Annotated in this window: 18 protein-coding genes; 4 read left to right on the top strand and 14 right to left on the bottom strand. The window is 38.4% G+C overall.

The genetic code is table 11. The features are described 5' to 3' along the window. Nucleotides 1-2: 2 nt before the first annotated feature. From Q4534_RS01380 to holA, 8 genes are all read right to left on the bottom strand, one after another. Nucleotides 3-1,310, bottom strand: a complete 1,308-nt coding sequence (locus tag Q4534_RS01380; protein ID WP_303611374.1) for a folylpolyglutamate synthase/dihydrofolate synthase family protein — start codon at nt 1,308-1,310, stop codon at nt 3-5. 9 nt (nt 1,311-1,319) lie between these two features. Next, complete coding sequence (locus Q4534_RS01385; RefSeq protein WP_303611375.1) at nt 1,320-2,273, bottom strand: energy transducer TonB; 954 nt, start codon at nt 2,271-2,273, stop codon at nt 1,320-1,322. Between the two features lie 3 nt (nt 2,274-2,276). After that, the gene (locus tag Q4534_RS01390; RefSeq protein ID WP_303611376.1) at nt 2,277-2,669 is read right to left on the bottom strand and encodes a biopolymer transporter ExbD; all 393 of its coding nucleotides are present in this window, start codon (nt 2,667-2,669) and stop codon (nt 2,277-2,279) included. Nucleotide 2,670: 1 nt separating this feature from the next. Then, a complete protein-coding gene (locus Q4534_RS01395) occupies nt 2,671-3,372 on the bottom strand; it encodes a MotA/TolQ/ExbB proton channel family protein (protein WP_303611377.1) in 702 nt (233 codons plus the stop codon). Between the two features lies 1 nt (nt 3,373). Then, the gene (locus Q4534_RS01400; protein WP_303611378.1) at nt 3,374-4,030 is read right to left on the bottom strand and encodes an SPOR domain-containing protein; all 657 of its coding nucleotides are present in this window, start codon (nt 4,028-4,030) and stop codon (nt 3,374-3,376) included. 138 nt (nt 4,031-4,168) lie between these two features. After that, nucleotides 4,169-5,842 (bottom strand): TonB-dependent receptor, encoded by a 1,674-nt coding sequence (locus Q4534_RS01405; RefSeq protein WP_303611379.1) that lies wholly within the window; start codon nt 5,840-5,842, stop codon nt 4,169-4,171. Continuing rightward, nucleotides 5,842-8,844 (bottom strand): tetratricopeptide repeat protein, encoded by a 3,003-nt coding sequence (locus tag Q4534_RS01410; RefSeq protein WP_303611380.1) that lies wholly within the window; start codon nt 8,842-8,844, stop codon nt 5,842-5,844. The genes Q4534_RS01405 and Q4534_RS01410 overlap by 1 nt, the downstream gene beginning before the upstream one ends. Nucleotides 8,845-8,858: 14 nt before the next feature. Beyond that, a complete protein-coding gene (holA, locus tag Q4534_RS01415; protein WP_303611381.1) occupies nt 8,859-9,884 on the bottom strand; it encodes a DNA polymerase III subunit delta in 1,026 nt (341 codons plus the stop codon). Between the two features lie 121 nt (nt 9,885-10,005). Here holA and Q4534_RS01420 point away from each other — a divergent pair, with 121 nt between their 5' ends. Next, nucleotides 10,006-10,713 carry a tetratricopeptide repeat protein gene (locus Q4534_RS01420; protein WP_303611382.1) on the top strand — a complete coding sequence of 236 codons (708 nt, stop codon included), beginning with the start codon at nt 10,006-10,008 and terminating at the stop codon, nt 10,711-10,713. On the opposite strand, the gene Q4534_RS01425 is transcribed toward Q4534_RS01420, so the two are convergent. Both Q4534_RS01425 and Q4534_RS01430 read right to left on the bottom strand, forming a co-directional pair. Next, a complete protein-coding gene (locus tag Q4534_RS01425; protein WP_303611383.1) occupies nt 10,700-11,536 on the bottom strand; it encodes a universal stress protein in 837 nt (278 codons plus the stop codon). The genes Q4534_RS01420 and Q4534_RS01425 overlap by 14 nt on opposite strands. A gap of 21 nt (nt 11,537-11,557) precedes the next feature. Further along, on the bottom strand, nt 11,558-12,484 hold the full coding sequence (locus tag Q4534_RS01430; protein WP_303611384.1) for a glyoxylate/hydroxypyruvate reductase A: 927 nt from the start codon (nt 12,482-12,484) through the stop codon (nt 11,558-11,560). 235 nt (nt 12,485-12,719) lie between these two features. On the opposite strand from Q4534_RS01430, the gene Q4534_RS01435 reads away from it, so the two are divergent. After that, entirely contained in the window at nt 12,720-13,565 is an 846-nt protein-coding gene (locus tag Q4534_RS01435) for a DUF2911 domain-containing protein (RefSeq protein ID WP_149393287.1), read from the top strand. A 438-nt stretch (nt 13,566-14,003) separates the two neighbouring features. On the opposite strand, the gene Q4534_RS01440 is transcribed toward Q4534_RS01435, so the two are convergent. Beyond that, a complete protein-coding gene (locus Q4534_RS01440) occupies nt 14,004-15,734 on the bottom strand; it encodes a sodium:solute symporter (protein WP_303611385.1) in 1,731 nt (576 codons plus the stop codon). Between the two features lie 96 nt (nt 15,735-15,830). After that, a complete protein-coding gene (locus tag Q4534_RS01445) occupies nt 15,831-18,323 on the bottom strand; it encodes a PIG-L family deacetylase (RefSeq protein ID WP_303611386.1) in 2,493 nt (830 codons plus the stop codon). 264 nt (nt 18,324-18,587) lie between these two features. Here Q4534_RS01445 and Q4534_RS01450 point away from each other — a divergent pair, with 264 nt between their 5' ends. Then, complete coding sequence (locus tag Q4534_RS01450; protein WP_303611387.1) at nt 18,588-19,532, top strand: phytanoyl-CoA dioxygenase family protein; 945 nt, start codon at nt 18,588-18,590, stop codon at nt 19,530-19,532. Nucleotides 19,533-19,545: 13 nt separating this feature from the next. Here the strand turns inward: Q4534_RS01450 and Q4534_RS01455 are convergent, their stop codons facing one another. Next, on the bottom strand, nt 19,546-21,723 hold the full coding sequence (locus Q4534_RS01455) for a DUF5916 domain-containing protein (protein ID WP_303611388.1): 2,178 nt from the start codon (nt 21,721-21,723) through the stop codon (nt 19,546-19,548). A 176-nt stretch (nt 21,724-21,899) separates the two neighbouring features. Then, nucleotides 21,900-23,093 carry a Gfo/Idh/MocA family protein gene (locus Q4534_RS01460; RefSeq protein WP_303611389.1) on the bottom strand — a complete coding sequence of 398 codons (1,194 nt, stop codon included), beginning with the start codon at nt 23,091-23,093 and terminating at the stop codon, nt 21,900-21,902. A gap of 232 nt (nt 23,094-23,325) precedes the next feature. Here Q4534_RS01460 and Q4534_RS01465 point away from each other — a divergent pair, with 232 nt between their 5' ends. Continuing rightward, a complete protein-coding gene (locus Q4534_RS01465) occupies nt 23,326-24,006 on the top strand; it encodes a hypothetical protein (protein WP_303611390.1) in 681 nt (226 codons plus the stop codon). The last annotated feature ends 43 nt before the right edge of the window (nt 24,007-24,049 follow it).

Raw genomic sequence — 24,049 nt, forward strand, 5'->3', positions numbered from 1 at the left:
TATTATAAATCATTTATTTCTGCCACAACAAAGGTACTTCCTCCTATAAAAATTAAATCCTCTTTTGTTGCCTTTTTTTCTGCTGCCATTCTGGCTTGATTAACATTCTCAATTACCTCCCCTTGCAAACCCAATTCAATCGCTAAGCTTTGAAGTTCTTTGGCAGGCATAGCCCTTGGTTGGTCGGCTTGACAAAAGAAATATTCGGCATCTTTAGGTAGTTTTTCAAGCACCTTATAATGGGCCTTGTCTTTTACCATTCCCAAAATCATATAAAGCTTTTTCCGGCCTTTTAATACCAACAGCTGGTCAATAATTTCTTGAATTCCATCTTCATTATGACCTGTATCACAAATGGTTAGTGGTTCTGTAGAGAGAATTTGCCAGCGCCCTTTCAGTCCGGTATTAGGGATAATATGGGACAAGCCCTCTTTTATATGTTCGGGATGAAGTTGCAAACCCAATGCATTCAATTGATCCAAGGCCACTATAATTGCCGGGAGGTTTTTGGCTTGATAACTCCCCAGTAGATCCAATTCTATATTGGCTACAGTAGCTGCACTACCGGAAAGTGAATATTGGGCCAGGCTTTTATCTTTAGATTGTCTATTGTATCCGGTAAAATTCACTTTCAAAGATTGATCTGCAAAGATGATATTGGCCTTACGATCAGCCGCAATGGTGCGAAAAACACTAGCTGTCTTATCTTGGGTTTGCCCAATTACGACCGGCACATGTTCTTTGATAATCCCTGCTTTCTCAAATGCAATCTTATCTAAGGTATCTCCCAGAAACTGCTCATGGTCAAAACCTATATTGGTTATGATGCTGAGAAGCGGATGGATAACATTTGTACTGTCAAATCTTCCTCCCATACCTGTCTCGATTACAGCATAATCGATCCCTTGTTTGGCAAAATAAGCAAAAGAGAGAGCCACGGTCATTTCAAAAAAACTAGGCTTCAGTTCCAGTAGATAATCTTTATTGGCTTCAACAAACTGTACGACCTCATTTTCGGGGATTTCTATTCCATTTATTTTGATTCGTTCTCTAAAGGATTTTAGATGTGGGGAGGTATATAGGCCGGTGGTATATCCTGCTGCTTGCAATACAGCGGCCAGAGCATGTGCTGTACTCCCCTTTCCATTGGTTCCGGCAATATGAATACTTTTGAACTTATGTTGGGGGTTTCCGAGGTGCGCACAAAGTTTTAGGGTATTGCTTAAGTCTTTTTTAAAAGCAGCACCTCCAACCCGCTGAAACATGGGCAAGGCCTGAAACAGAAAGTCCAGGGAGGATTGATAATTCATGGGGATCAATTAATCTACGCGGATGATAAAGGTGATTTTTCCTTTGGAATACTCAGCAATGGTATTTCCACTTTGTGGTTTAAAGGTCAAGCTGTTGACTACTTTACGGTAATAATTCAATACTTCATTACTTACATTATAAGTATCTGGAATGGCCTGTACAATCCTTCCGCTATCATTGATGGTAATGTTAAAGACAATTTTGCCATTCCTATTGGACACCCTGTCTTGGATATTGGGTTTGGAGGCAAAATCCCAACCCGCCAGGTCCAGGTCATACCCGGCTCCATCTCCGGTATTTCCTTTGCCTGACTGTAAAATGGATCGTCCATCGATGGTGCCATTTGGCTTACCTTCATCCCCTGTCTGGGAACTGTTTCCTTGACTGCTTCCGGTGGTAGCTTGATTGCCGCTTCCTGTGGTCCCACCCGCTCCAAATATTGCTCTGGGATCAACTTTAGGTTCTGGCTTTTCAACTTTTTCTGGTTGTGGTTCTTCTTCAGGTTCGCTTTTTACAGGTACTTCTGCCTTCTTGGTCGTTTCTTTGGTACTTTCCTTCTTTTCTACCGGCTTAGGTTCTGCTTTTACCGGACTAGGTGCTTTAGAAACAGCTTCAATTTTTGGCTCACTTTTTTGAACCTCAGCGGGAGAAGGATTCGATTGCGGTGGGCTTACAGGTGTTATATTTTCTGTGGGTTCAGGAGCAGGCTCACCCGGGGCCGGCGCCTCTTCGGCCGTTTCTTGACTTGTAGAAGGGGGTGTTTCTGTGGGTTTTGCATCGGATCCCATATCTGAAAAACCCAGGTTTAACTCCAGTCCAAATTGAGACATGGGTGGATCAGGTTGCTTCCACACCATAATAAAATAAAAGCCAATCAATAACATTACATTAATGATTAAAGTAATGATAATTGCTTTTCTATTATTCTCTACAGTAGCTTTATGGTCCTCCCAAATTTCCATCCTTTACTTAAACGGTTGTGTTGCAATGGTTACATTGGCATCTAAACTTGCAGCAATTCCCCCAATTTCTACCAGATATTCTACAGGAACTTCTTTGTCTATATGCAATACCACGTAGCCTTTGTTCTCATTCAATAAGCTGGTTAATTCGGCTTTCACCTGATCTCTATTTACCTGCTTGTCATTGACAGCAAATCTTAAGTCCTTTGTAATACTAACGGTCACCTCTTGCATAACGATGTCTGAACTTTCGCTGGAAGGTAAATTCACCGGAAGTCCCGAAGGGGTAATAAAGGATGAGGTAAGCATAAAAAATATAAGCAATAGAAAAATAATATCCGTCATGGACGACATGCTGAAACTAGTTTCTATCTTATTTTTTGACTGAAGTGCCATATTACTTTTTATCCTGTAAAAGATCGATAAACTCAATCGTAGTGTACTCCATATTGTGGATCAATTTGGAAACCCTGGTTACCAAATAATTGTAGCCCAAATAAGCCACAATCCCCACCACCAATCCTGTGGCAGTCGTAATCATTGCTTCATATATACCGGTAGAGAGCAATTTTGGAGAAACCATTCCTTCCTCTTGGGCTACTCCTATAAAAGCACGAATCATGCCAGCAACGGTTCCTAGGAAGCCGATCATAGGCGCAGCACCGGAGACAGTAGCCAAAAGGCCAAGGTTTTTCTCTAGCTTATAGATTTCTATTTTACCTACATTTTCTATGGCTACTTCAATGTTTTTAAGTGGGCTTCCTATTCTCTCCAATCCTTTTGAAATCATATGGGCCACCGGTGTCTCTTCTCCTTGGCATACCATTTTTGCTTGCTCAATATTTCCACTTTGAACCATCATTTTCACCTGGTCTATCATTCCCTTAGGCGTCTTAGATGCCTTCTTTAGGGTGATGATGCGTTCTACGAAGATAAAAATGGCCAGGATAAAAAGTAAGTAAAGTGGAATCATCATATAGCCCCCTTTGATCATTAAATCTAATAGACCAATATCATTGGAGCCGGTGCCTTCCATAAGGGCAAGTGAATCTACAGCCGGAAGGCCATCACTGGTTGACAAAGTTTGTAGTAAAGTCATATTAATATTTCAAAACCCATAAGTTTTCTTCAAAATTGTCCTGAAAGCTTTCTCTGGCTTCCAAGGCCAGATCCACATTCTCAAACTGCCCAATGGCCAGCCTGTAATAATGAATCTTTCCGTAAGGATGTATCAAAAACGTATTCTCTCCGGCTTTATTGAGTTTATCCGAATAATCTCTAGCAAGATCATCATCTATAAAGCTTCCTACCACTAAAAAATACCTAGGTGAAGCCTCTCTGGCATCAATTTCTATCAATTGTGGAGTTGTTTCTTCTGCAGGTTCAGATTCCTCAACTACCGCTTCCGGAACTTCTTCTTTGGTTGCAGGGGCCGGCTTTTCAACTTGATCCGTACTGGCTGTATTTTTTGATGGTTGCTGATCGAGTGTATCAAAAAGACCGAAATAATATAGCCCGAAACCCAAGCCCAATATCAGCAATAAAATGATCAAAAAGATACCAACTGTATTGTCTTTCTTTTCTTCTTCTGCCGGAGGATTATTTTTGGATGGCTTAGCAGATTTTTTCTTTCCTGAGCTTGAAATTGACCCGGCTGCTTTAGCTCCTTCCAATGGTGTTACATTGACCGGTGGCAAGCCAAAGTCCTCATCATTATCGGATTGGCTGTTATGATCCTTGGAATTTTTGTCAGACATCTTAAAAATTGTTATTTTAATCCACTAAGCTAAAGCAAAACCAGCAAATCGCCAATATTGACACCAATAAATCCCCTCTTCCTCAAATTATATTTTTTGGGACTTACCTCTCTTTTTGTATCGGATTGTTCGTTTTTATCAAAATTTAAAACTCAGTCCACCTATCAATTGAATCCCCCGAACAGGGTAATTGCTAAAGCGTTGGTATTTTTGATTTAGCAGATTGTTACCATAGGCGAAAGCAGAAATTCTTTCTGTAATTGCATAATCAGCACCTATTTGAAGGTCCACAAGCGTACCAAGTATTCTCTGGTTGTCAGATACCAAATTTATCGCATTAATCCCTCCCATCGCATTGACATTGGCATGTACCAGCCATTTATCGTCTGGGGTAAAGGTATTGTTTAAATTCACCTCCCACTCCGGTCTTTGCCAAGCAAAGCTAATTTCATCCAATGTATAATGGTAATAATGGGCTGAAGCGTCTAATTGATACCAATCATCGAAAATAAGATCTAGGGAAGCATGGTATTCCAATACCTTGGAATTATTGTCATAAATTAATTGGAAGCGAGTACTGTCCATTTCATTGTTTCCATAAAAATGCATATTGGTGAAATCGCCATACTTAAAACCTATTTTATAATTTACCTGGTCATTGGCTTTGCCGGTGATTCCCGCATCTATTTGGAAATTTTGAATGGTATTTTTCAGGTTTTCTGAAGGTCCTAAAAATGGATTTTCCTGGATAAAGTCATAATAGGTATTTCTAATGACATCCCCTTCGTAAGTTCCATAAATCCCAAGTTCAGGAACCACAAAGTAGGACATTTTCAAAATAGGGAAAATATGAAAATCTTCAGTTTTATTGGGAACAATATCATTCTCCTGGACCACATTCGCACCTACTTTGATCTTGAAGGACTCTTTGGCATATTGTACATAAGGTTGTAACCTAAAATAGTTCCGCTTGATATCTTCATAATAAATATCCTGAGGTGAAGTAAAGGCCAAAAGGCTATTGATGCCACCCTTTAGAAAGTCATTGGCCCTAAACCCGGCATTGGCTCGAATCAATACTTCACTTTCTTTGGCCTCATATCGATCATTGAAAAGCCTTAAAGCAAGGTTGGCCTCATAATCAAACGGCTCAGTTTTATCCACACGTCTTAATCCTGCCATGACTTTGAAAGTACCAAAAACCTGACGAATGGAGTCTTGCATTATATCAGTTTCCGGATCCGGCGTATATCCATAGAAGTGGTGCATATCCCTTTCGTATCCCAGCCTTCCAAATATTTCAAAATCATCCCTGTAAAGACTACCATTCAATAATAAGTCGGTATGGTCTTCAGCTGAGTTTTTCCCATCCACAGGGCCGGTATAGAAGCCCTGGTGCTTAATGTGTGCTCCATAGGTATAATCGTCATTGTCCAGACTGTGGTAATCTGCTTGGATTAGTGGGGAAGAATAATTGCCATACCCCAACTTTACAATGGCTTGGGTTTGGTCACTTTCAGGCTTAGGAAAGGGTTTCTGATAGGGTTGAAAATTCACATCAACCGGAGCAAGGGTTGCCGCAAAATTCTTTACCTGGTAGGTATAATTGATGGAAGTAGATACCTGAGGTAAGGCAGGGCTTTTTTCAAAAACCCTGGATTGCCTGGGTAAGCTTAAAACCCTGTCTTTACGAATAATAAATTCCGTATCCCTGATTTCTCCTCTTTGCGGGTCCGTCTCCTCTTGAGAATATCCTTGGACAACACCTGTCAATACCAACAGCCCAGTTATTAAATTTCTTAAATTCTTCATTAATTGGCTAAGTTGATGGTTTGCAATAAAGTTTCTGCTTCCTCTTTGACCGACTCATCTGAGGCATTTTCAATGATGGACTCTAAAGTTGCTTTGGCCTGAAATTTTTCCTCCATGGCTATATAATTCTGGGCAAGTACAATAAACTGCTTGCCATACCAATAAGCATACTGAGTAAAAGGTTGAGAATTATCAAAAATCAATTCATTGGAAGCTTCATATTCACCCTTTCGATTTAAGTTCAGTGCCATTTTATACAAGGCTTCAGCCCCTTGGACGGTCTTATGGGTTTCCATTAATTGCCGGTAAACTTCCATTGCTTGAGCTTCCGCCTTGGTGTTTTCTAATGACTTGGCCTTTATCAAAAGTGCATTGGGCGCTGAATCAATGGTGATACTGCCAAGTTCAAGTATTTTATCTGCATTGATAATGGCTTCTTTGTAATTTTGTGTTTCAAAATAAGCCTGCATCAAACCGTAGGTAGCTTCGTATTCCTCCGCTTTGCTCCTAGCATTTTTTGCAATGAACTGGAAAGAAGGTATTGATTTTGCAAAATTGCCATTTTCAAACTCAATCTGTCCTATCTTTTGATAAACACGGCTTTTGAGGTTGTTGTCACTGGTATTCTCTATTTCATAGAAAATAGCCAATGCCTTGGTTTTATCTCCCAACCTAAAATTGGCGTCTCCTAAATAATATTTTGCCTCCGGAACTTGAGCTGAATTTGGATAATTCCTAATAAAGTTTTCCAATGCAGTGATGGCATCTCGGTAAGACTGATTGAAAACCAGGCTCTTTGCAGCTGAAAATTCAACGTTTTGAAGGTTATTATTGCTAGGATTGGATTTTCTATATCCGGACAGATAAGTGGAAAACTCCTGCGACCTACCCTGCAAAGACAAACTCTCTTGCAAACCAACCAAGGCCGTTTCGCCATTTTCTGAATTTGGATAATTATCCAAGATCATTTTATAATCCTCTATGGCCTGATCATAATCTTTCAAAGAATAGTTGGCAACAGCTCTGCCCTCTAAAGCATAGGGTATAAATGGACTGTTTGGTTTTTTGCTAATCAATTGAGAAAACACATCCCTTGCTTGGCTATAGTTGAGTTCTTCCATGTGTATTTGTGCCTTCTGATAGAGGGCATCTTCCATGTATAGACTATTCGGATAATTGTTAATGACCATGTCCAATTGCCTAATCGCCTCTCTATTGTTATTTTGGAAATTGGCTACCACTCCCCCTCTGAAATAAGCATAATCACTATATTGATTGTTTTCTGCTACTGCCCTTCTAAAAACATTGGCTGCATCGGTGAATTTCTTCTGAACATAATAGGTATCACCCAACCTCACAAACGCATCTTCATAGTGTTGCTTATCACTGCTGTTTTTTAATTTATCGGTATAGGTTTTAAACTGCCTTTCCGCTTTTTCATATTGTCCATCATTAAAATAAGCATAGCCCAAACCATAATGAGCCCTGATCAAACTTGGATCCATTGAAGGAGGGTTCATGCTGATCAATCTCTCATAAGCCTGTATGGCTGCTGCTGCATTATTATTGGCAGCATTGGCCTCGCCTTTCCAAAATTGGGCTTGAAATTGAAGGGACTTATTTACCGGAAATTGCAAGGACTTGGTCAGCATTTGTTGAGTGCCTTTCAAATTGTTGTCCCTGTAATAGGTCATGGCTTGGTAGAAAGTTACTTTCTGATAGGCTTCTTGAATCCTTCTGGACTTATTGTTCATTTTCTCCATATGGCCGATGGCCCGGAGATAATTGTTGGTATTCACCAGCGCATCACTGAGCAAGTTTTCTGCAGCTGTTTTTTGACTCCCTTGAGGATAATCATTCAGGTACTTGTCCAGGGCAGTAATGGCCTCTTGAAATTTACCCAATTCCAAACTAACTTTCGCATAATTGAAAAGGGCTTCTTCTTTAATTTCCGGCCTAAAGTCCATTTTGTAGGCTGCATTGAAACTATTGGCTGCAAAAGGTAAATTTTTCTGTTGCACATAGGCATAACCTAAAAAATAACTAGCCAAATGCCCTAGCTCATCGTTCACCAAAGCTACTTCTTTAAAAAACTGGCTTGCTTCGGCAAACTGCTTGTTTTCATAATGGGCTACACCAGCCTTGTATTGTTGATCTCTGGAAAGCTTTCCTTTATTGGAAGATACAAAGCCCATATAGTGAAAAGCGGCTTGGGCATAATTCCGTTTTTCATAATATGCTTCTGCCAATAACAAGTGAATTTGTTCACTACTCTCCAAATTCTTCTTATTTACTATTGGAGCAGCATAGGCTATCAGGGTGTCCAATTTATTTTGTCGGTAATATATACCTGCCAACATATAAGGAACCTTTAAACTGTATTCAGCAGATTTCTCTGCCTCCTTAAAATCTTTGGCAGCAGCTTCAAAGTCGCCTTCTTCAAAAGAACAATAACCTGCATAAAAATAGGCACTGGCCAGATAAGGGCTACGATAAGTTTTTGCCCTTTCAAAATAGGCTTTGGCTTGGCTAAAATTCTTTAACTGAAAGTAACTGTAACCCATTTTAAAAAACAATTCAGGGTGTCTTTCAGTGCTTAAGGGTACATTTCTAAGCAAATCAAAATTGCCAATGGCCTTTTTGTAATTTTTGCTTTGAAAGTAGTCATTCCCTAATATCCAAGCTGCTTCATTTCTTAATGATTCATTGGGATAATCCAAAATAAAGGCATCCATCAAGGAGGAGCCTTCAGGGAAATCACCTCGCAAGGCAGATAATGCCCTATAGTAAGCAATGGCTACTTCTCGGCTATTGTCCTTTGTATCCGGATGTGAAGACAACCTATCAAAGGCCTCTCTAGAGGAAGAAAATTGATCTTTGTGAAACAGTTCAAGGGCATCTTGAAATTTAGCTTCGAGGCTTGTTTGATGTAAACCGGATTGGGTATAAGCCTGACTGTAAATTAGCAAGGATAAACCATATAATAGAAATGTTTTTCTCATTCTCAAAATAGTGGTCAATGAAGAATTTTAAAAATTAGTTCTTTTAATACTTGACTATCGTCTACAGCATTTGAAGTGGTTACACCTTTGGAACGTAAATCCGCCTCCTTTAGGTATCCCACCACATCAATAATCTTGCCTAAAGAATAATTCTTTGCTGCTATGGTATATTCTTTTACAAAATAAGGGTTTACCTTGATCAGTCCGGCCAATTCTCTTTCGCCAAGATTTTTATTGGCTTTGACCAGCAATAGTCTAGAGAAATGAATGTATAAAAGTGTTAAAATGGGTATTAATGGATGGGATTTAATATTCTGACCAAAGTAATTAATGATGGTATTTGCTTTATTTACATCTTTATAACTCAGGGCTTTGGTCAATTCAAAGTTGTTAAAATCCTTACTGATTCCAATGTATTGTTGGATATGCCCCGGGTTAATTTTAACAGGTTCATTAAAATTGATAATCATTTTATCAATTTCATTGGTAAGTACTTCCATGTTATTGCCAATAGATTCAGCAAGAATTTGGCAGGCCTTAGTTTCGATGGAATGTCCCTTTGATTTCACATATTGTTCAATATATGGGGAAAGTTTGTATTCAGGAACTTTGTCTGATTTTACCAGTATGGCTTTTTTATCCAACTCTTTGGCGAGGGCTTTCCGGCCATCCAAGGTTTTGTATTTATAGGCAAAAACCAAAATGGTACTAGGTAGCGGATTATTGATATAAGCGATCAATTGTTGATCCCCACTTTCTTTTCCTATTTCAAAAACATTTTGTGCTTCCTTTACAATGACCACTTGCCTGTCTGCCATCATAGGAAAACGTTTTGCATTGGTAAGAATGGAGGCTATAGTCGCTTCTTTTCCATACATTATGGTTTGGTTAAAACTACGGTCCTGAGGGGCTAGGGCATTGTTTTCAATGAAATTTGTAATTTTATCAATGAAATAGGGCTCTTCACCCTGAAGAAAATAAATAGGGGCAAATTTATTTGCTTCCAGCTCTTTTAAAATACTTTCCGGTTTACTGGCCATACCTGATTTAAAAATGAAACAAAAACAGTTCAAATATAAAAAGAATAAAGGATTATTAACTGTTGAATGAAACAATACCTTCATTACTTTTGTATGTATTATATCACAAATCAAATTAAAGGTGGAAACAATAGAAACTGGAATCTCTTATTATAAGGAAGGAAAATTTGAAGAGGCTTTGGCAATATTCAACAGGTTAATTAATAAAGAAGGATCTCAACCTGCTTACTTGCATTATAGGGCCAGGGTTCAATCCAGATTGGGGGCCATGGAAGAAGCATTAATTGATTTTGACTTATTGCTAGAAGCAGACGCTTACAATACCACGTATATTTCAGACAAGGCTGTGGTGCTTCATTTACTTGATCGCAATAAAGAGGCGATGGAAGCATTTGACCAAGCGCTTAACTTGGATCCAAACAATCCCTACCGATACTCTAGTAGAGCCTACTTTAGAGATCGGATTGGTGATTTAAAAGGTGCCATAACGGATTACGAAAAGGCCATTGAACTTGATCCGGAAGATGCCGTGGCCCACAATAATAAAGGGATTGTTGAGGAGAAACTTGGTTACATGGAAAAATCACAGCAAAGTTTCTCTGTAGCTGACAAGCTTACCGGATATAAATCTCCCGAAAAAACAGAAGAAAAAGCTTCTCCGTTGCCGAAAATAAAAGAGGAGGCACCCAATGAGAACCTCCCTCCCATTTCAGAAAAGAAGGCCCTAAATTTCAGGACCTATTTTAAAACTTTGTCAAGTATTTTTACGGATAAAAAAACCAGAGGAGAATTTAAGTCTTTTATAAAGGAAAAATTCAAAGGTTCTTGATCACATAAAGTGGTTTATTGATAAAATAAGACATTTTCTTTGATAAGTTCTTGGTGAAAAGATTTTCAAACCAAGTTTTTTTCATGCTGAGGGTAAACAATACATTTCCCTTAGAGGTAATCAAGTAGTTTTCTAAACCCAAGGCTGCATCATCTCTGTAAGATTTGAGTACAAAGTTCATTTTGTCATAATGGGCAAAAGGTGCCAACTCCTCTTTTAGAGAACGATGCAAGGCTTTGTCTATGATATTTTCTTTTGAACTTACATGGACTACGTCAATTTCTGAATCAAATAAACCTGCGATTTTCACCACCTTTTGTATGGCCAGCTTGTCTTCTTCCATGTAATCCGTAGCATATACCATTTTTCTAGGTGGTTTAAAAAATACTTTTCTAGGTATAATAAATACGTCACAGTTTGCATGCTGAACCACCCTAGATGCGTTGGTACCGATATAATTCTTTTTGAATTCATTGACCCCTTCTGTCCCCATAATGATCAGATCAACCTTATTTTCTTCAGCATATTCAAGGATGGTATTTACAGCTTTTCCTTCTTTTACCAGAGAACTACAAGCATGTAAGCCTTTGCTAAGACTTTCTTCTTCCACTGTTTTTACCAAACAATTAAGTTTGCTTACAGCAGCATGAAGACTTTCTTCCAATTCCTTTTTCGGAAATAATTTTTTATAATCCTCTGTGTCAGGGACATGGAATAAAATCAATTCTGCATTTAATTTTTCACCCAACCTTGCGGCATATTCTATGGCATTCAACGCACATTCTGAAAAGTCAGTAGGACAAAGAATGGTATATTTTTTCATAATAAATTTTATAAGTAAATTTTAATATCCTTGAACAGTACTGACTTCATTTACTAAAGGTCTTTTTTCGATTGCATTTCTATAATTGGCAATGATTTGGGGTGCAGCTGCTCTGTAATTGGTAATGCTGGCGATATGGGGAGTGACCATGATTTCTTCTCTGCCCCAAAAAGGATGTGATTCCGGCAAGGGTTCTTTACGAAAAACATCCAATAAGGCTCCGGAAACCTGACCTGATTCAATGGCTGGAATGAGATCTTCCTCAACAAGATGTTTACCTCTGGCAACATTGATAAGATAAGTTCCGGGTTTGAATTTTTTAAATAATTCATCATTCAAGAAACCCTCGGTTTTGGGTGTTAAAGGTAGTAGACAAACCACTACATTTATCTTGTCAAGAAATTCTTGAAGTTGAGGACCATAATAGTATGGATGTCGAAAAGAAGTTTTGGGTGAATTTCCATATCCAAAGCACGGGATACCCAACCCGTGAACCTTATCCAAAACATCACCACCAAGCTCTCCCACACCCATGACTCCCACGGATATGGGGATTTCGGGCTGGGTCATGTCCCATTTTTTAAGTCTTTTATTGACGATATATCTATTGATTTGGCGATGAAAATTGAGGATCCCCATGACAACATAATTGGTCATGGAAAAAGTAAGCCGAGGATCAACAATCCGGGTGATGGGAACTCCTTTAGGAATGTAATCCGCCATAATGTGGTCTACACCGGAACCCATCGAGCAAATAAGCTTTAAGTTAGGAAACGCTTTAAGTATGTTTTTGGGATGCTGCCATAATACCACTACCTCTACAAGGGCTTTATCTTTAATTTCGGGGTACACTTGAAGGTCAATTTCCGGGGCCAATTCTTGGAAAATATTTCTCCAAGAATTGAGTTCATTGTCAGTTTTATTAGGCGCAACAATTGCTAATGCCATGAAAAGAATTGGTTGGTTTTGGATAAACTAATTAATTAAAAACTCGTCAAAAGAATCTGTAAAAATATACAGTCATAGGATAATTTAAACAGCGAAAATTGAACAGATAAATAATTAAATACAAATTAACTATCTTTACAAAAGGGTGATATTACCGTTTAAACAAAATAATAACCCATACTGTAAGGTTATCCTTTTCTTTATAGAGCTTTAAGACAATCTAATTATAAAATCAATGAAAACAAAGAATATTGTTTGCCTAATGGTGCTGTTTACAATTGTTAATATGAATGCATTTTCACAAATAAAAATGCCTCAGGCGAGTCCTAGTAGCAAAGTATCTCAGCAGGTAGGTTTAACCACCATCCATTTAGATTATTCAAGACCCGGAAAAAAGGGAAGAAAAATATTTGGAGAATTGGTACCATTTGGAAAAGTATGGAGAACCGGTGCCAATAATCCCACTACCCTCGAATTTGATATTGATATAAAGGTAAATGGTCTACCATTGAAGGCAGGAAAATATGCCATGTATACCATTCCTGAAAAGAAATCATGGACCATCATTTTTTCAAATAATACAGAGCTTTGGGGGGCTATGGGTTATGATCCTTCAGACGATGCCCTTAGAATCAATGTGCCTGTAACCAAACTAAAAAGCCCAGTAGAGTCTATGCAAATAAGTTTTACAGAACTCACAGATTCTGGTGCACAACTCAATATTGCATGGGACAAAACTTCAGTAGGTTTTACAATTGAAATGGAAGTAGACCGTGTGGTTATGGATCAAATTAAAAAACTATTGATAGATCGAGAAAGCGATGATGCCGGTTTACTTTTTCAAGCGTCCAATTATTATTACAACCAACAGAAGGATCTCAATAAGGCCCTTGAGTGGGTGACAAAATCGGTAGAAAAAGATCCAAAATATTATACCGTCCATTTGAAGGCAAAAATTTTGGCTGCATTAGGGAAAAAGCAAGAGGCAATCTCAACTGCCCAGGTTTCAATGAAATTAGCAGAAGAAGCAGGTAACCTAGATTATGTAGCTCTAAATCAACGATTGATCGATACTTTATAAATGACTTTGGAAACTTCCTAAAACATTAAACTGATTTGGGAAATCTACCACCACTGATAAGCCGAATCATGAAATAGACAACCATATCCGAGCTCAAACCACTTTAATATCAGCCGCCGCGTGGCTAGTTTTCAACCCTTCTTTTCAACAGAGGATTACTCCAAAACGAAGCGTTACTATAATACGCAAGAAGCCTAATCCCTTGTGTTTGAAAAACTCCCTGAGTAGACTACGGAAATCCAATTACTAATCTAAGGTGATGATTTCTAGTCAATTAAAACCTATACATTTTCTCTTAAACCAGCTCTGAAGAAGTCTACAGAGCTGGTTTTCTTTTTCAAATATTTCATCCCTAAGGTGGAGAAATTCATTCCAAAATCAATCCATTCCCAAGGATTAAGTGGAAAAGTAATGAGCTACCACTTACGCAATCCTTAATTAATCCTTCTTAAGGATTGGGTCCTTGGGCTTGGAGATAAATAAGTTTAAAATAGCTGCTATAAACATCACCAATAGGCAACCAATGGCATTGTACCACAAAAATCCAATATCAATACTAAAGTCTCCTACGGTTTTGCCATTGTAATAGTGAAGGGTTAGAATCAAAATTTCGGAGATTATAGCTGCCGTAAATACAGCGCGTCCGCCTACCCATTTCATAAAAAATGCTACCATAAATATCCCCAAAATACTTCCATAAAATAAGGAACCTAATAGATTTACAGCCTGAATAAGGTTTTCAAATAGTGTAGCATAAGTGGCAAAAAGAATGGCAAAAACTCCCCAAAGCACTGTAAACCACCTTGAAGACTTCATATAATGTTTAGAGCTTTCTTCTTTCTTAATCGATCTTCGGTAGATATCAATGGTGGTGGTGGAAGACAAGGCATTGAGTTCAGAAGCCGTAGACGACATGGCAGCACTAAAAATTACAGCGAAGAGCAACCCAATCACCCCTCTGGGTAAATAATCCATCACAAAGCGCATGAACACATAATCTGTATCTCGGGTTTCAGCCAAAGGGTCATTTTGAATAATCAATTCTTTTACTTTATCCCTCACCTCTTCTTGAGCTATGGATTGATTACTGATTGCCCCTTTGTACTTCTCCACAGCCTTCTCGTCTTCGGATTCAATCGCACCTAATAAGCTGTGAATACTTTTTTCTTTGTTTTCAAATATACTGGCGTATTCATTTTCCAGTGCTTCGAAATCTTCTACATATTCACTTGCTTTCAACTTATCAGTTTGAATCGTATTGAAGAAAACAGGAGGCTGATAAAATTGATAAAATACAAAAACCATTACCCCTATAAAAAGTATAATGAATTGCATGGGCACTTTGAGAAACCCATTCATCATTAACCCCATTCTGCTTTGCGTAAGTGTTCTTCCACTTAGATACCGCTGTACTTGAGATTGATCTGTGCCAAAATAGGAAAGAAATAGGAAAAGCGCCCCTGTGAAGCCTGACCAAAAATTATACCTGTCTGATAAATCAAATTCAAAATTGACAATATTAAGCTTTTCCATTTTCCCGGCCACATGCAAGGCTTCTGTAAAGCTTACAGGGATCATCTGAATGACTATTATACCTGCCAATACCATGCCTCCCATCATTACCGTCATTTGCTGTTTTTGGGTTACAGATACCGCTTTGGTACCACCGGATACGGTATATATAATCACTATGATTCCAATAAATACATTGGTAAAAGTAAGGTTCCACCCTAGTAGGGTAGACAAAATAATGGCCGGTGCATAGATGGTGATTCCTGCAGCCAAACCTCTCTGTATCAAAAATAGACCTGCGGTCAAAGTCCTTGTCTTTAAGTCAAATCGCTGCTCTAAAAATTCATAGGCAGTATAAACTTTTAACCGATAATAAAGCGGTAAAAAAAACATGCATATCACAATCATTGCTACAGGTAAGCCAAAATAAAATTGGATAAAGCGCATGCCATCAGAATAAGCCTGGCCGGGAGTACTTAGAAATGTTATCGCAGAAGCCTGAGTAGCCATAATGGAAAGTCCTATGGTCAACCAATTCATGTCATTCCCCCCTCGAATGTATTTGTCCATATCCTTAGGACCATAAGTCTTATAAATACCATATACTGCTATGGTAAACAAAGTCCCGAATAAGACAGTCCAGTCAAGATAACTCATGAATAATGTTCAGTTAGCCAGTAAAATAGACCTATTAAAAGTCCTAAAACTACCAATTGAAGCCAGTATAGCTTGGTCCATTGGTTAAATGCTTTACTATTTTTCATGGCCTTGTTCGATTAGATTAACAAAAAGCTTGATGGCTCCCGGTACACCTGCAGGAAGCAAGCGAAACCAGGATATGCCGGAATAAGTATAGGTTCCCTTGCCATATTGGGCAAGCAAAAGACTTCCTTTAGACGCATTTTCATCCGGATCCTGCATCAATAGTGGACTTTGGTACCTTTCATCCCAGGAGCCGGGAAAATACAAACCCCTTTCCTGAACCCATCCGTCAAAGTCAACAGACGCAATTGCATTGGGTTGATTGAGTACAGGGTGGTTTTTGAGTAGCACTTTAACAGGAGAATCTTCCACGGTTACTCTATCTCTGGAAAGGGTCAAGGGGTATGGTCCAAATTCATTGCTTAGTAATGAGGCAGTAGTATTGTATTGAACGATAAGGTTCCCTCCTGCTTTTACATAATCCATTAAAGCATCTCTATTAGAAACCATGTCTTGGTTCACATTAAAAGCCCTGATTCCTGTGATTATGGTACCATATTTTTGAAGGTCTGAACCAAGCTGAGCCCCATCAATCATTTCAACCTGATATCCCAGATTTTGTAAAATCTCCGGCACCTTGTCTCCTGCTCCCGGAATATAACCAATGGTTTGCGGACTTATATTTAGATTAAGCCGGATTAAATTAAAGGAGACTTTTGGAAAGTAAGTTAAATTTGGAATATGAGGATATAAAATCCTTTTTACTCCTTTATCGAACACTTCTCCATTGTCGGAAACATAAGATATTTGATGAGCTGATTTCCCTTCTCCTACAACTTTATTTAATGCGACTTGGAAATGTATGGCTTTGTTTTTAAGGTCTCTAAAGGTTTCTTCAACCTGATATTCCGCATCATTTAATCCTTCAATTTTTATAACTCCTTCTTTTATTTCTTTGCCGAAATTAACCATTACATCCACTATTCCGGAAGCTTCATTGAGAAGGAAAACATTTTCTTGTTTGACAGCTATTGCAACCTCAGGAACAATTTTAAAGGGTTGAATTACCTCCCCACTTACCCGGTCATTGTAGCGAAACTGTAAGGGCAAGTTCATTTGAAACTCCTCTCCGGATAGGCTAAAAGTCAATTTCCCCGATATTGTCGGTGAATTGTAGGCCTTACCTATCCTTTCCTGATCTTTAATAGTATACAAATTATTTTCAGGTTGGTCTCTAAGCCAATACGGCTGGGAGTTCAAGTGGTCTTTAGGAATGGTAAAATCCAGTTCACTTTCAAAGGCTAAATTATTTGGTAGATCAGTGTTAAGCGAAATCACCTGGTCAAGAACTTCAAAAGAATTTATTTTAATTTTTTTGTCAGTGACTTGATTTAAAATGATTTTGCTATGCACTACAGCAGCCGGGAAATTCAATTCCTTGTCTGATAGGAATAAGCCTCTCCAGCCTAAAGTTTTCATTATCAATTGATCTACAAGCTCTTGCTTATCTTTGACCCAGGGTAAGTTTTCTCGAACCTTATTCAATTCCTTTTTTATTTCAATCAATTGATCGATATTATTGACAGGGGCAACAAAGTCAAAGGAATTGATCAAATTACTAATTTTATCCGCAATTAAATTTCCATTGGAAAGCTGTAACCAACGTGACTCTAGGTCTTCAAAAGGAAAAACATCAAAGGTTTTACCATCCACCAATTCGATAAGATCCATTTCCCGACCAATGCTAGCAGTTGCGCCAAACCCTTGAGATTTATGCATGGTCCTACTGTTGGCTGCAATTTGGGAATAAGTCATGCCCAATATGGGATTAAAACTACCTACCGGGAATTCATAATACTTTTTACCGGGTTTTTTATCATATACCCCACCCCAATTGTAAGCATTCCAAAATATTCTTTTGGCAGACCAAGGTTTTATATGCTCCAATTGCTCAGGAAAAACATTAGGATCTCCGGAAACCTTAAATGCTTCCCCTGCAATAATTGCAGAAGTGGTGTGGTGACCATGGGTAATTCCTGGGGTAGTATTAAACCTTGTGATGATAATATCAGGTTGAAAATTACGTATGACCCAAACCACATCTGACAATAGTTTTTTCCTATCCCAATTGTTCAAGGTTTCATTGGGGTTTCTACTATAGCCAAAATCTATTGCCCGAGAGAAAAACTGTTTTCCCCCGTCCGTTTCTCTTGCTTTAAGGAGTTCTTGTGTCCTAATCATCCCTAGTTCCATCCCAAGTTCCTTGCCTATTAGATTTTGTCCCCCATCACCCCTTGTTAAAGAAAGATAGGCCACATCAGCCATTTCATCATTGGCCAAGTAAGCTATAAGCCTAGTATTTTCATCATCAGGGTGGGCAGCTACATACAATATTTTTTTTGTCTCCTGCAGCTTTAATAGACCATGATAAACCGAAGCACTACTCTGTGCTTCTAGACGGCCAATAAAAAATAAACTGAGTACTAAAGGTAGGCATAGACTTATGGGTTTTCTATAGAATTGCTTGAACTGATTTGGTATCATAATTAAAAGTAAGCATTGTGAAATGTAGGCTAAAACTAAATTATATTAATGGAAATATAGGCAGATCAAGTTAAGAATTTGTTTCATGGTTGATCTCATTGGAGAAACTGAATAAAATTGCTAACTTTTACACAGCATTGCACCAGTATTCTTACTGATTTTCACCAAAATAGTTTCAAGGGAGAAAGATTATTTCGATATCAATGATTTCATTCTAGAAATTAAAATTGATTAGGGGTATTCTTCTTTAAATTAACTTTCGATATGAACAGCAATAAAGACCACAAAGATATTCCGGGCAATCCTTCAACAGCATATTCAAGCAAATACCACTTGAATGACAGGTCCAATGGAAAAGCATTGCAAATATTGACTGAGTCAGATTGGGATTTTTGGGTAAAAAATGGATATGTGATTATTCCTCAGGCAGTACCTAAATCTTATACTGCCAGGTTGACCCAACTATTATGGGAATTTGAAGAAAAAGATCCGGAAGATTTGTCTACCTGGTATGCCAAGCCTTCAATAGATATGGAGATGAAAGAATTGACCAACAGTGGCATGGTGGAAATTTACAACCACCAATACTTATGGGACATCAGGCAATACCCAAAGGTCTATGAAGCCTTTACTGATATTTGGGGCATGGATAAGCTTTGGGTAAGCATTGATAGGGCCAACCTCAATCTTCCATCGAGGCCGGGATTTGAGTTCAAAGGTTTTATCCACTGGGACTATGACCCGGAAACCAACCCTCAAAATGTTCAAGGCTTGGTGGCATTGAATGACCAAAACAATAAGGATGTTGGAGGTTTTCAATGTGTGCCTGAACTTTACCGGAGCTATGAAACATGGAAAAAAGGGCAGCCAAAAGATCGGAACCGTTTTAAACCGGATATCAGTGATTTTAAATTGGAAAAGGTAGAATTAATGGAAGGGGATTTGTTAATTTTTAACAGTAAACTCCCTCATGGCATTCGACCAAATATTAGTGAAGATCAAGTTCGGATGGCCCAGTATATCTCCATGATGCCTGCTGAGGAGGACAATGAAGAAAAGCGAAATTGGAGAATCACATCTTGGAAAAATAAAATAGCCCCGGCGGGTTATGCTTTTCCGGGTGATCCTAGAGAATGGGAGAAAAAACGGTACCCTAGAGCCAAGTTAAGCCCTTTGGGAGAAAAATTATTGGGAGTTACTTCATGGTAACTCCCAATAGCCTTTATAAAGTCCACCAATAGGTGAATTTTAATGCCAATGTTCTATTTTTCACATAAAATGGTGCGGGAACATAATTGTCTGTATAGACTAAATAAAGATCTGATGCAGGTTTAAATCTCCATTGAAACCTTGTATTTAAATTAATATTGTTTATTTGCTCATTGTATTGTCCGAAAGCTGTAAAGAAAAGGGTATTGGTAAAGGTGACATCTACCCTAGGACCAACTAGCCAAAACTTGGTATTTCCCCATGGTTCAGGCAAGTCTATTTGGTTGTAATTACCTGTTATAGAAAGGCCCACATAAGGTTGAAAACGGTATCCCAATTCACCGGCTAAGTTTAACCTTTCCCCATCTGCAAAATAGCCCCCGTACTGAGATGAAAGGGTATAGGTAAACAAGCTTTGAGGTTTAGAAATATACTCCAAACCGTAAGAATTCCACTGATGTTCCGTAAAAGCATCAAGGGTATTTTGACTATAATTGGTTGGATCAAATGCTTGTTGCAGGATTATGTGATTGTAAGCATATTTTGCTGTCAGTACACTTTGACTCCTAAATTTAATCCCATAGGAAAGTGAAGTTATATTGTCTGTTTGGTTCAGGTCCATGTCATAAAACAAGGAAGTATTAACCGTTGGCCCATGGTTTAGAATTAACCTACTTTTTGGGAAAAATAAATAAGAGGCATTCGGATTAATTCGGTAATAGCCGTTTCTTGGCACATAACCAACTTCGGCCAGGTAATTGGGAGCAACATATTCATGTTTCCATTCCCAAATCAAATTTCCCCCCAAATATTTAATATTGGCAGCATGTACTGCACTTTCATTGGAAACTATAGGGCTAAATGATTTGACATAAAAAGCTTTCCCTGTCCATTTACCATTGGAAGAGGCCAGGTTGTATTCCAAACCTGCATTTCTATTGTAACTGGCTATCGGGTTTTCTACTCCATCTCCACCGGTAGGAATACTACCAATATTCGTACGATTAACGAAAATCACCCCTATATTCGACCTTTGTCCAACTCTCCTTTGACCGGCAAGAACAGTGTAATTTTGCGAAGGAGTATTGGTTTCATTCACCTTTCCGGTTTGCATATTCATAGCGCCAATACGCCAATCTTTGTTGATTTTTCCACTTAGCCTGGCACCAAACTCAATGGGTGCATTCAACCCAATTCTTCTGGAGAAAAAAGGTCTAATGGTTTCATAACCAAAACTGCCAAATAGATCCCCATTTTCTAGGAAAAATTGACGTCGCTCCGGATAAAACAATTCAAAACGATCAAGGTTTGTAATTTGCCTATCCACTTCTACCTGTGAAAAATCAGGGTTAACCGTCAAATCTAAATTTAAAGAGGAACTAACAGCAATTTTAGCATCTACCCCAACCCTGTTTTGGTAATCTGAAGGTAATTCTCTGACATTGTCTTTTACCATTCCTCCCATTACATAAGGGATCACAGAAACATTCATACCCGGTTCCGGTGGTGCTTCGTCCCATACCAAAATTCCGGTATAAGCCAATGAAGCAGAAGGAAATTGACGAGGAACCGGAGCCCAAGAAGATTTTTCTGTTGACTTGAGGTCCTTACGACTAAAGTTTATTCCCCACTCTTTGATTCCTTTTTTATATCGAATGGATTTAAAAGGAATGGCTGCTTCAAAAACCCATTTATCAGGGTAATTTTGAACCTTAGAAAACCATTTATTGTCCCAGCTTAAATCCACACTTCCACCTCCATACATGATGCCATCCCACTGTGCTCCTGCGGCATTGGCTCCAAAGGAAAAACCATTGGTTTGGTCATCAAAAGTATCCATGAATAGCAAAAAGTTATCATTTTTACCAAATGTAAAATCCCTGCGCAATGATTCTACATAATAAGGTCCTTCTTCGCCATGATGATTAATTACCAATAGGTAAATTTTGTCATCATCATAGGTCATCATAACCTCAGTCTTTACTTCAGCATAACTTGTATCAATGGGAAGAATCATGTAAAAATCTTTGGCTACATCGGCATCAGCCCAAGCCTGTTCATCCATTACCCCATCTATAATTATTGGAGAACTGGCTCGTTTAATATTTAGCCTGTAGTCATCATTAATTTTTTGCGCCATCCCGGGTATGGCCAATAATAGTACTAATAATAAAGTAAAACTCTTTCGCATGATTCATTCCGCTTACCGCCAAAACTAAAAATTGAGCATTTGACAAGTAATTAATAAAATATTTCTTTTTCTGCGCAATAATAACCTAATTATTGCAAAAACTTAGTTCAGCACATTGGATTTTTTATTAAAAAAGCAGGATATTATGACTTACAGCATAATGAGGGTTTAAATGGTTATTTTTTTAAGCTCTTTTGGATCAACTTACCGGTTTCTTTGTGTTTCAAGATCAATTTTTCATCTCCATTGGGCAAGATTTCTTTTTTAATTAAAAAGTGTTCAGCATCATAGCTGATATATGCCTTCTTTTCCTCACTTCCCTCGTTTCCGCGCCAATCTTCAATAAGTACCTGCTCCCAATTCTTGGTCTTTGCAGATAGGAAAGCAGCATCCAATATGGCATTGACAATGTATCCATCATAAAAAGTTTCCCTGGGTGCACTACCTTTATCCAAGGCATCAAACATATCTGTAAACATATGTGGATAACCCAGCTCGTGTGCTTCATCACCTACCGGGAATAGCCAACCGGAATCCGATTCCGCTTTCTCAGCAATGTAATTGGCACCTTTTCCGGTAGTAAAAAGATCGAATCCGGTACGAAGAAAACTATTTAACCAGATGGTTCCTTCTGTTCCCATCACCTCATCTCTCAAATCCATTCCCCCCCTAAAGGTCCAACTAACTTCAAATTGACCTATGGCTCCATTCTCATATTTAACCAATCCAATGGCATGATCTTCGGCATCTATAGGGTGTACCTGTGTATCTGCCCAACACATAACCTCTACGGGACGAACATTTTTGCCAATAAAATTTCTCCCAATCTCTACACAATGACAGCCTAAATCTATAATGGCGCCTCCCCCTGATTGTTCTTTGTCCCAAAACCAATCGCTGTGTGGCCCGGGATGAGCTTCTCTGGATTTGGTCCATAAAATTTTTCCCAAACTTCCATTATTGACACTTTCTACCGACTTTAAGAATTTTGGGGTATAACACAGGTCCTCTAAATAACCGGCAAATATCCCTGCTTTTTCAACGGCCTCAAGCATTTTCTTTGCCTCCTTGGCTGTTCGTCCTAAAGGTTTAGTACACAATACAGCTTTCCCTGCTTTTACACAAGCCATCACAGCCTCTTCATGCAAGTGATTAGGTAATGAGATGATAACTACATCTACAGATTCATTCATGATTACCTCCTCCATTGAGGTAATGTAGCTTTCCAATTCATAATCTGCAGCAAATCTTTTTGCATTGTCCTCATTTCTGGAATAAACAGTAATGATCCGATCCACTCTTCTTTGGGCATGAAGGGTATCTGCATAAAAACGAGCGATAAACCCGGAACCAAGCATGGCAATATTCATAAATCTATATTTTGGATTTAATTATTAATTGGAAAAACTTTCAAGGCAAACCGTGGGATACAACCTTACCCTTGACAAAATAAAAAATTAATGTAGCAAAATCAGTTTACAAAATAAACCCATAAGGTAATCTTTATTCTTATTTTTGGATGGCAAATCGATTCCTACGGTACATCAATTTAGGATTGGTCGATTTGAATTCAACCAACATTTTGTTTTCAAAAGCCAATTGATGATAATAAATGATATAGAAAAGTTCTTAGCATGGGTTTCGGAAAAAGGGTTAGACATATCCTATGACACTGAAAGGCATAAAATTAGACTTTATGAGAAGCATACAATTATTGGAGATGTATGGTTGCCATTCTCACTTGCTTTTGATCAAAAGAAGCGTGGAGTATATAAAGTTGAAAAGAATTGGGTCATTTTTTTAATCCGTGCCGGGACAGCGGCCCTGGGCTATTTTGAAGAAGGCGTTAATACCGAACATAAGGTTTTTCGGGCCTATATGGTTAGAAAAAAGCAGGGAAAAAGTCAAATAAAATACTTAAAAACCAAAGGAAAATCCCGAGCAGGATCAAGGGTAAGACTTGGAGCTTCAGAAAAATTCTTTGCTGATATCAATGAAAAAGTTTCTGAATACTTGGACAAATACCCTGTAGATTATATCGCTTATTCCTGTTCTAAAACCTTATGGCCCTTTCTCTTTTCCTCAGAAGGCAGCTTAAAAAAAGATGACCCCAGGTTGTTTAAGGTACCCATGCACATACAGGAACCGGGCTATGAAATACTATTGAAAGTCAATGAATTACTGCAGAGCATAAACTTAATACCTGAGGAAAATTTCAATGATTATTTCTCAGATTATAAAGAGAAAGATACACAATCTCCTGAAGAAGAGGACGATTGGTAGGAGGTTTATCAATTTCTAACCTCTATAGGCTTCAAATCACCAA

It is taken from the genome of Cyclobacterium sp. 1_MG-2023 (genome assembly GCF_030546805.1).
In the GTDB taxonomy this organism is placed as follows: domain Bacteria; phylum Bacteroidota; class Bacteroidia; order Cytophagales; family Cyclobacteriaceae; genus Cyclobacterium.

Excerpts from the sequence above, each read along its gene's own strand:
- Q4534_RS01435 (WP_149393287.1), top strand. The coding sequence starts at position 12,720 with ATGAAAACAAAGAATATTGTTTGCCTAATGGTGCTGTTTACAATTGTT.
- holA (WP_303611381.1), bottom strand. The coding sequence starts at position 9,884 with ATGGCCAGTAAACCGGAAAGTATTTTAAAAGAGCTGGAAGCAAATAAA.
- Q4534_RS01445 (WP_303611386.1), bottom strand. The coding sequence starts at position 18,323 with ATGATACCAAATCAGTTCAAGCAATTCTATAGAAAACCCATAAGTCTA.
- Q4534_RS01405 (WP_303611379.1), bottom strand. The coding sequence starts at position 5,842 with ATGAAGAATTTAAGAAATTTAATAACTGGGCTGTTGGTATTGACAGGT.
- Q4534_RS01390 (WP_303611376.1), bottom strand. The coding sequence starts at position 2,669 with ATGGCACTTCAGTCAAAAAATAAGATAGAAACTAGTTTCAGCATGTCG.
- Q4534_RS01410 (WP_303611380.1), bottom strand. The coding sequence starts at position 8,844 with ATGAGAAAAACATTTCTATTATATGGTTTATCCTTGCTAATTTACAGT.
- Q4534_RS01395 (WP_303611377.1), bottom strand. The coding sequence starts at position 3,372 with ATGACTTTACTACAAACTTTGTCAACCAGTGATGGCCTTCCGGCTGTA.
- Q4534_RS01440 (WP_303611385.1), bottom strand. The coding sequence starts at position 15,734 with ATGAGTTATCTTGACTGGACTGTCTTATTCGGGACTTTGTTTACCATA.
- Q4534_RS01430 (WP_303611384.1), bottom strand. The coding sequence starts at position 12,484 with ATGGCATTAGCAATTGTTGCGCCTAATAAAACTGACAATGAACTCAAT.
- Q4534_RS01425 (WP_303611383.1), bottom strand. The coding sequence starts at position 11,536 with ATGAAAAAATATACCATTCTTTGTCCTACTGACTTTTCAGAATGTGCG.
- Q4534_RS01465 (WP_303611390.1), top strand. The coding sequence starts at position 23,326 with ATGATAATAAATGATATAGAAAAGTTCTTAGCATGGGTTTCGGAAAAA.
- Q4534_RS01385 (WP_303611375.1), bottom strand. The coding sequence starts at position 2,273 with ATGGAAATTTGGGAGGACCATAAAGCTACTGTAGAGAATAATAGAAAA.
- Q4534_RS01455 (WP_303611388.1), bottom strand. The coding sequence starts at position 21,723 with ATGCGAAAGAGTTTTACTTTATTATTAGTACTATTATTGGCCATACCC.
- Q4534_RS01400 (WP_303611378.1), bottom strand. The coding sequence starts at position 4,030 with ATGTCTGACAAAAATTCCAAGGATCATAACAGCCAATCCGATAATGAT.
- Q4534_RS01460 (WP_303611389.1), bottom strand. The coding sequence starts at position 23,093 with ATGAATATTGCCATGCTTGGTTCCGGGTTTATCGCTCGTTTTTATGCA.
- Q4534_RS01380 (WP_303611374.1), bottom strand. The coding sequence starts at position 1,310 with ATGAATTATCAATCCTCCCTGGACTTTCTGTTTCAGGCCTTGCCCATG.
- Q4534_RS01450 (WP_303611387.1), top strand. The coding sequence starts at position 18,588 with ATGAACAGCAATAAAGACCACAAAGATATTCCGGGCAATCCTTCAACA.